Origin of the sequence: Actinospineispora acaciae DSM 45401 (genome assembly GCF_000620785.1) — a bacterium.
In the GTDB taxonomy this organism is placed as follows: domain Bacteria; phylum Actinomycetota; class Actinomycetes; order Mycobacteriales; family Pseudonocardiaceae; genus Pseudonocardia; species Pseudonocardia acaciae.
In genome coordinates this window covers 1-9,514 of sequence record NZ_JIAI01000043.1, presented here as the reverse complement: position 1 = coordinate 9,514, position 9,514 = coordinate 1, and the positions used below count along the sequence as shown (strand labels likewise).

General features: G+C 74.2%; 1 protein-coding gene. It reads left to right on the top strand.

The genetic code is table 11. From position 1 onward, the window contains the following. The coding region (locus tag N912_RS59460) for a preprotein translocase subunit SecA (protein ID WP_037070395.1) at positions 1-9,514 on the top strand (9,514 nt) is incomplete at both ends.

Sequence of the window (9,514 nt, the reverse complement as noted above, 5' to 3'; positions counted from 1 at the left end):
GCACCCAAGGCGGCAGCACCCAAGGCGGCAGCTCCCAGGGCGGCGGCACCCAGGGCGGCGGTCGCGGCGGCACCAGCGAGACCCCGCGCCCCGTCGAGCCCAACCCGGCCCCGGCCCAGAACGGGTCCCAGCCGGTGGGCGGCAACGGCTCCAACGGCTCCAACGGCGCCACCGGCTCCAGCGGCGGCGGGTCGGGTCAGCGCGGCCGCCACAGCAACACCCCGACCACGCCCAACCAGCGGCCCGGCGGCAACGAGGCCGAGGCGAGCGCGAGCCCCACCGGCGGTGGGCACGGCGGCACCGCCGGCCACACCGGCCCGCAACGCTCGGGCCTGCTGGGCCTGTTCAGCAAGGCGGTCAACAAGGTCAGAAGCGGGTTCCCCACCCGACCCAACGTCAAGGCCGGCGAGAACGACCTGCCGCCGCCGGGTGGTGAGGCGTCTTCTGACACCGCTCGCGGCGGACAGTCCGCCACGGGCGAAGCCGAGCGGCGCACACCCCAGGGTGACGAGCACGGGCGGGACAAGCAGGACTGCGGCCCCGTCTGCGAGCTGCTCGTCGGCAGCCCGGAGCCGGGCAAGGCCGATCCGAACCAGGCGCCGGAGCCGACGGAGGCCACCCGGGACACCTCGACGCTGCAGCAGCGCCACGAGGAGATGTACGACGCCCGGTACGAGGAGACCTCGAAGGAGCAGGTCGACCAGTACATGGCCGACCCGAACGTGCCGGTGGGCACCCGCGTCATCGTGGGGACCAACGGCGCGGGCGACGAGCAGGGTCACCTGTGGGTCGGCGTCAAGGAGTCGGAGACCTCGACCCGGTACTACGACCGCTACCACCTGGGCGACGACGCGCTGACCGAGGCGCCGGAGAACACCAGGGCGAGCCTGGTGGTCGGCTCGGGCAAGGGCGACGGGCCGAAGGTCGACCTGAGCGAGCTGCTCGGACCCGAGGTGGGCGCCACCGAGGCCAAGGCCCCGGAGTCGACCGAGCCGACCAAGAGCAAGGACGGCGAGGGGGAACGCACCGGCAAGCCCTCGGCGACCACCGCGCCGGTGCAACCGTCGAAGGCCGAGATCAAGGCCCTCAAGGCCCAGGCCAAGGCGAACGCCAAGGCCGCGGAGGAGCTCGACAGGTCCGAGCTCGCGGGCATGGACCAGCAAGCCCTGAACGAGTGGACGGAGAAGGCGCAGGACCCGAACTCGCACTATGACGTGGCGGTCGCCGCACTGGCGCGGAGCAAGGCGCAGATCAGGCTGACCACGGGCGTGACGCTGCGGCACAGCCAGATGCGGGCCGCGGCGCTCATCGACCTGAAGGCGATCGCAGGGATGGCGCCGAGCGCGGGCAAGAGCCTGACGATCAACGCGGTCAGCGGGATGCGGCTGATGCGCCAGGCCAAGGCCGACCGGGGCGACGGCGTAGTGGTGTGGACGCACACCTTCGACCTCGCCGCGCGTGATGTCGTGGAGGCCCAGCAGATCTGGGAGCCGGCCGGCTACACGGTGCGCCTCAACAGCAGTCGGCTGGACACGGCGGGCAAGCGTGAGGCCTGGGACGCCGACATCACCTACACCGACTACACGGAGCACGGGTTCGACATCCTGCGCGACAGCATCGGGCCGCAAGACCAGCGGGTGCTGGACGGGCGCACGCCGTTCCTCGTCGCCGACGAGGCGGACCTGATCGGCGGGCTACGCGCGAAGGAACCGCTGGTGCTGTCCCGGGACCTGCCCGGCCCGCCGGAGCACGCCGCCGCCCTGGCCTGGGCGCGCCGGATCGCGCCGCAGCTGATGCGCAACGAGGGCCAGCCCAACCCGCACGTGGAGACCTACGACGGCCGGTACTCCGCGGTCACCCCGGCCGGCAAGCAGCAGGTGCTGGAGCTGACCACCAAGGAAGGGCAGCCCGTTGACCTGAGCAACCCGGAGAACAAAGCGCTCGAGGACGCACTGAACGCGGTGCTGACCGCCGAGGACGCGCTGAAGCCGGGGCGCGACTACGAGCCGGGTGCGGACGCGATCCATCCCGTCGACGAGCCGACCGGCACGGCACGGCACAGCACGCACTTCGACTCGTTGCTGGAGAACGCGCTGCGGCTCAAGCACGGGATCGAGGAGCTGCGGGGGGACTCGGAGGTCATCGCCGAGACCACCCCGCTGGAGATCCTGCGCGAGCACGAGTTCGGCGGCACCACCGGCACCCCGGACGAAGCCGGCTTCCTCTCGCTCTACGGCAAGCCGAGCGTGGAGGTCACGCTCGAGCGCGAGATCCGGTCGAACCTGACGCCCCACAAGGCGAAGCGGTTCGAGACCCAGGACGACGCCCAGGCCTTCGCGGCGCGGGTTGCGGCGTACCGGGCGCGCACCACCGGCCGCCCGCAGCAGATCTTCGTGGAGTCCCGGGACATGGCCGAGAAGGTGGCCGCGCTGCTGCCCGAGGGCACCGAGTACCAGATGCTGCACTCCGGCACCCCGGACGGCTTCGCGGTCGAGTTGATCGAGGCGCGCGCTGGCCGGCCGGGGATGGTCACCATCATCTCCCCGCGCGGTACCCGAGGGTTCAACTACCGGATCGGCGGAGACGCCGAGGTGCTGGCCAAGGCCGAGATCGAGGCGCGGGGCCTGAAGGAGAACAGCGCCGAGGCGAAGGCCGTGAAGGCCAGGTGGGAGGCCCAGACCAAGCGCGACCGGCAGAGGATCCTCGACCAGGGCGGTTTCGAGCAGTGGCGGCTGGGCCGGCGCAGCCACGTCAACAACGACGTGCAGGAACGCAACCGGGTGGCCCGCAAGGGCGAGCCGGGCGAGAGCACCGACCTGCTGTCCAACGACGACCCGCTGCTGCGCCAGGGCCGCCCGGTCGTCTACACCTCCGCCAAGGCCCCCGCGACGGGCAATGAGCTGGTCTCCGAGCGGGGCAACACCACGATGCACGCCGTGGCCCAGCTGCGGCAGATGCAGCACGACCTGCAGGCACGCCAGAACGGTTCCACCGAGCGCGGCCGCAACACCAAGTCCCAGCCGGCCGTCGTGCCGGACGGATCCACCGGCCTGGTCGACGTGACCGCCGAGTACGCCGAGCTCTTCGACGTGGCGGCGCTGGCCGCCCTGCGGGCCGGTCAGAACCCCGGCCTCAGCGATGCGGACCTCCAGCAGGCGCTGACCGACGCCGGGCTGCCGGTGGAGCACTACCGCGACGTCGACAAGGTCCTCGAGATCGGCGGCGAGCAGGCCCAGGCCGACAAGGCCGCCTACGTGCAGCAGGTGATCGACGCCGCGCTGCGCCTGGCGGAGAAGATCCCGGCGCGCACGCTGCGGCCGAAGGGGGTCACCGCCGAGGAGATCGCCGACACGGCCGAGCGGGTCCAGGCCGTCGCCGACGAGCTGCGCGCGTTCGAGCAGCGCGACGCCGAGCTGCGCGACGCGCTGGGCATGGACCGCGACGAGCTGGACGCGACCCTGGCGGTGGCCGCCGTGCTGGTCGCCGACCACCAGAAGGAGAAGAAGGACGGGGACCCGGCGCCGGAGCAGACCCCCGACACCGCACCTCAGCCCCGGGTCGGCGAGATCTCCATCGATGACCTGGCGATGTTCCTCGCCTACGCGCGGGGCGCCTCGGTCGAGGACATCGCCAGGAACCCGAAGTTCGCCTCGACCGATGACCCGGACACGGTCCGGAGCATCCTCGACGGGGTCATCGACCGGCTGCGGCGGCTGCCCGGCGCGGACTACCCGGGCGGGGTGCGCGGCGAGGACGCGGCCCGGGACGCGATCATCGCGGCGTTCCTCGCGGAGCACGGCGAGAACACCGCCGGGATGTGGAACCACGTCCGCAAGCAGCTGCGCGAGATGGCGCTGCACGGGGTGTCCGCGGCGGAGCGCCGGGCGCTGTGGAACTCCGAGGACGACCGGATCGAGGCGTTCGTCGCCCAGCTGCCCGACCGGGCCGCGGACAAGGTCTACCAGGCGCTGCTCGACGCCGGGATCACCTCGGTGTCCCAGCTGCGGGCGCTGACCCCGACCGAGCTGGCCGGGCTGGGGCTGCCGGCCCACACCACCCGGGTCGTGCGCCGGGTGCTGGACCAGGCCCAGGCCCGCGAACAGGCGGCTCAGGAGCAGGCCAAGGACTCGGGTCGGCCCGCCTCGGCGCCGGCCGAGCCCAGCCGGCCGGGCGCGCGCCAGTGGCAGCAGGCCAGCCGGCTGGCCGAGAACCCGGACTGGACGCACAAGGACCTGCTCGACGCGCTGATGCTGGCGCTGGGCCTGTCACCCGACCCGGCCGTCCCGGCGACCGCCGAGGCGCTCCACGCGCTGCTGACCATCCACGGCATCACCGAGCTGGGCGTGCTCGCCGACGCGCTGCCCGCCGCCGACACCGCGCTGCTCGCGCGCGCCCGCGCCGGCCAGCTCACCGACGACGAGCTGCGCACGCTGGTCGAGCATGCCACCGGCCTGCTGCGCCGGCCCACCGGCACCGGCCACGCCCGACGGGTGGCGCTGCTGATCATGAACGCGCACGTCCAGGCCCGCAACGGGCACGCGCCGGCCGCCGAACCCCGCACGCCGACCCGCCGCCTCCCGGTGCGCACGGTGGTCACGGCCGCGGTGGCCGGCGGGGCCGGGCTGGCCATCCTGGGCGGGGCGGCGCCGCTCACGGCGGCGCTGGGCGCCGCGACCGCGCTGGTCGGGATCGGCGCCGTGGTGCGCACCGTCCACCTGGTCCGCAACCGCGGTCCGCCGGCCCCGCTCACTCCTCTTGCCGGTCGCGCCGCCGAGCGCAACCGGCTCACCCGGGCGCTGATCCAGGCGCCTCGGCTCACCGTCCCGGTGCGGTTGCGACCCGCCGCGGTGGTGCTCGCCGGTGTCACGGTCGCCGGCGCCACGCTGGCCGGGTTCGGGGTGCCGGTCGCCCCGCTGGCGATGCTCGGCGTGGCGGTCACCGCCGCCGCCCCGCTGCTCGGCGCCGCCATGCACGCCCTGCTGGCGCGCTCCGTGAAGGGCGGGCCGGGGCACCACCAGCGGGGTCTGGGCCGGCCCGGGGTGATGGGCGTCCTGGCCACCGCCAGGCCCGCGCTGAGCGTGGTCGGCCCGATCGCCATGTTCGGCCCGGGGCTGGTTGCGGCGTTGCCGCTGGTGGGCGGCGCGCTGCTGGCGGCGACCCTCATCCAGGCCGTCGCCCGCCGGGTCACGCCCGAGATCGCCACCCGTGCCGACCTGGTGGTCACTACCGCGCTCGGCCTCGGGCTGCTCGCCGCGCCCACCGGGGCCGGTGTCCTCGTCGGAGCCGGGGTCGCGGTCGTGGGCCTGACGGTGGTCGCCGCGCTGCGCGCCGCCCGCCGCACCGGCCCGGACGGCCCGGGCGGCCCGGCGCCGAGGGGCCGCACCCCGACCGACGTGCTCGCCGGGCTGTTGATGAACCGGCTGGGCGAGGCGGACGCCCTGCTGCAGACCTGGCAGTTCCTCATCTCGGGCCTGGCCGAGCGGGGCGTCGGCGTCGACGAGGAGATCGCGGCCAAGGCCGCCGCGAACCTCGACCGCACCGAGGGGCTCCTGACCAGGGTCCAGGAGTTCCTGGCCAGCCCCGCCGGCGACCGGCACGAGCACCGAGGCGAGCTGGCCGCCAACCACGCGCGCATCGCCGACCTGGTCGCCACCCTGCGCGGCCAGCTGGCCGGCGCCGCCGCCAACCCGGCGGCCGATCACGACCACGGCGCGCTGGGTGAGCTGCGGGTGGGCGAGGCCGACGAGCTTGCCGGCGTGATGGGCCGGTTGGCGGCCGGGGCGGCGGCGGACGCGACGGTCCCGGCGGCGTTGGACGCCCGCGGCGAGCCGATCGTGCTGCTGGACGCCGGGGCCGCCCGGCCGATCCTGGCCGCCGCCGGGATGGCGACCGACCTGCCGGAGCGGCTGGTCGCGTTCGCCTGGACCCACCCCGAGCTCGGCCCGGTGATCGTGATGTTCGCGCACACCGCGGCGGAGATCGCCGAGCTGCTCGAGCTGGGCCTGCTCACCGTGGACTGGTGGGACGGCGTGGTGGGCCACGAGCGGGACCACCACAACGGCCGCTGGGGCCGTGAAGGTGCCGTGGCGCACTTCGCCGACGCCGAGCCCAGGCTGGTGCGCCTCGCCCGCGCCCGCGCCGAACACGCGGCCACCGGGTCCCGGCCGTTCAGCCCGGGCGAGTTCCCCCACCTGGCCGAGGGGCCCGGGTCCCTGCTGCGGCTGGTGCGGATCACCGACAAGGCGCCGAGGGGCGCCGACCCGCTCGGCTTCGCGCTGCGTCCGGCCGGCGGCCGGCCCCAGGACGGGCTCATCCTGGTCACCGCCGACGCCGCCGAGTGGCTCGAACGGGCAGCTGCCGCCGACCCGTCCGTCATGGCCCTGTGGGAAGCCTGGCTGTTCCACCACTGGGTCTTCGACCTGACCAGCGACGGGCGCGACGGGTACCGGCACGCGGTGTCGACCCAGCTCATCGCCCGCGCGGTCGCCCAGCTCGGTGAGCGGCGGTCGACGATGGCCGACTTGACCGAGGAGCAGCGCGGGCTGCTGGCCGAGCTGACCGACCCCGACCTGGTCATCCGGTCGGCCAAGACCGGCGGGCAACCGCTGATGAACCCGATGCGGGCTCAGTCCGGCGACACCCCGATCGCGGCCTACAAGGTGTCGGCCGGGGACGGGCTGACCGACGACACCCTCGGCGAGCTCGGCGGGTGGATCCTGGTCGACGAGCTGGGCTGGGAGCTGATCCCGACCACCACCGCCTGGCACGGCCCGCTCGGCTACGGCACGGCGCAGCGCTGGCTGGCCAACGCCGGCCCGGCCCGCCGCACCCTGGACTGGTACCTGCCCCGGGACCGCAGGCGCGCGGCGGCGGTCGACTACGCCCTGGCCATGCGCGACCGCCACCTCGGCAACTACCTCAGCGAGGGCACCGAGTGGGGCAAGGTCAAGCTGTGGCTGATCGACCAGGGTGAGGCACTGCCCGATCTCAGTTGGCGCGACAGCGAGGACGTGGACATCGACTCGCCGTTCGTCAGCGAACAGCTCGCCGCGCCGTCACTGAACGAGGACGGCGTCCTCGATGACCTGCGACGGCTGGACCTCGCCCGGCTGGGCGCCCGCTGGCGCGCCATCGGCGTCGGCGAGCGCCAGATCGCCGAGGCGCTCGACCGGCTGCGGGAGATGCGCGAGCTCGGCCGCATCACCGGTGACACCTGGGCACGTCAGGCCGACCAGGCCGGCTACGGCGGACCGACCGAGCTGGTCAGGTTGGTCGACGAGGTGGACGGCCGTCGCCACATCTTCGACGAGATGATCGAGAATCCGGAGACCAGCCCGCGCCGGCTGCACGAGCTGCTCGACATGAGCGCCGATGACCTCATCGAGCTCCTGCTCGGCCTGCGCGACGACCTGAGCGCCCAGCCCGCCACCGCCGAGGCCGACCGGCTGCGTGCTGTCCTGGACTGGCTGATCATCGGCCACCACGAGCTCGCCACTCACGACCCGGACAGCCCGCACTTCGGCGGCGGCGAGCACACCGGCGGCGGCCCGACCAACGGTGGCGGCGAGCACACCGGCGGCGGCCCGACCAGCGGCGGCGGGCCGCGCGCGGGTGGTGGCGCGGCCGGGTCGGCCGGCGGTGGCCAGCCCTCGGCGAGCACGCCGGACGAGGGCGGCACCGGGTCGGGCGGCTCGTCGACCACCGCCCAGTTCCGGACCGGGCGGTCGGTGGCGGGCGAGACCGGCTCCCGGCCGCGTGCCCCGCCGCTGTGGCAGCGGATCCGGGACGCGCTGGCCGGCCTGCCGGGCTGGCTGGGTCCGGTCGGGCGCGCGGTCGGCATGGCCGTCGGTGTCGGTGCCGCCGTCGTGATGCTGCTGTTCTCCCCGGTCGATTCGCAGCACACCGCCTCGGCCGCCGGCCTGACGCCGGCCCACACGATCTCGGTGAGCGTGGACGCGGCCGGTCACCAGGCCGTGGACGCGCCCGCCCCGTGGCAGATGCAGGTGCAGTGGGGCGACAACCTGTCCACGTTGGCGCGCGCGACGGGCACCAGCGTGCAGGACTGGGTGGACGCGAACCCGGCCCAGTTCTCCGGTGGGGCCAGCCCGAACCTGATCCGCGCGAACCGGCCGCTGAACGTCCCGGCCAAGTGGGACGGCAAGTGGCGGGTCCAGCCGGGCGACACCTTCAACGAGATCGCCAAGCGGGTGGGCGTCGACCCCGACAAGCTGGCGGCCGCGCAGGGTGACCGGTTCCCGACGGTGGAGAGCCGCGACCGCATCGCCCCGCCCGATGTCTTCACGGTGCCCGGCGCCCATCCGGATACAGGCACGCCGAACCCGGGCCAGCCGAACCCAGGCCAGCCGAACCCGGGCCAGCCGCCCTCGACGCAGCAGCCCGCGCCGCCGACCACCTCGACACAGCAGCCGGCGCCGCCGACGACCGGCGTTCCCACCGTGCCCGCTCCGCCGGACAGCGGGTTCTCCTGGCCGTCGGCCCTGATCCTGCTCGGCTCCGGTGTCCTCGCGGTGCTGGCGGCGGTGATCGGGAAGCGCCGGGGGGCGATGCCGGCCGGTCCGGCGCGGGTCCGGGCGCGGGTGGGGACGCGGTTGGGGTTGGCCGGTGGCCTGGCCGTGCTGGTGTTCGGTTCGGGCGCGGTGGTCACCGCGCTGGGCGTGGGCCTGGTCGCGGTGTCGACGGTGCTGGGCGTGCGGGCGTGGTGGACCCCGCGCCAGCCCAGGGCACCGCCCCTGCGGGAGATGCTGCGGGCCGCGCTGCGCCTGGCCGGCCCGATCGGGTTCATCGCCGGGGCGTGGGCCGCGATGGACGCCGCCAGCCCGGTCGGCCTGCTGATCGGCACCGGCTCCGCCGCGCTGGCACTGTGGGCCTGGGCCAAGGCCTGGAACGCCAAGCTCGCGGTCGAGCACCGCATCTACACCACCGGCGTGCAGACCCTGCTGCAGAAGCTGCCGTTCCTCGGGCCGATCCTCGAAAAGGCCGGGTTCACCCAGCTCCTGCACTTCAAGCTGGTCTTCAAGGAAAGCCGCGCCGCCTGGAAGGCACGCAAGGACGTCTGGACAGCAGCCAAACAAGCCGGCGCCATACCCGGCGGCCTGCGCGGACGACTCGCCGCCATCTGGGCCTGGACCGGCCGGGTCGGCGCCTTCCTCGGAGCCCTGAAGTACAACCGAGCCTTCACCGCCACCGAACCGCTCATGTACCCCGCGTTCGGCCCCGAGTTCGACTTCCACGGCGGCCTGTTCGGCATCGGCCTCAAGATCAGCTACGGCAACCTCGGCACCACAACCGTCCTCGACACCCCCAACCTCAACCACACCGACACCAAGAAGAACCGGATCCTCGGGTTCTTCCCCGTCATCCGGCTCTCCCTCCAGCTCTACTTCGGCCCCATCCGGCTCGACCTGTTCCTGCTGCACTTCGACGTCCCCGGCAAGAAGGTCGAGCAGAAGTTCGACACCCCCAAGCTCGCCGGCTGGCGCCGGTTCAACATCGC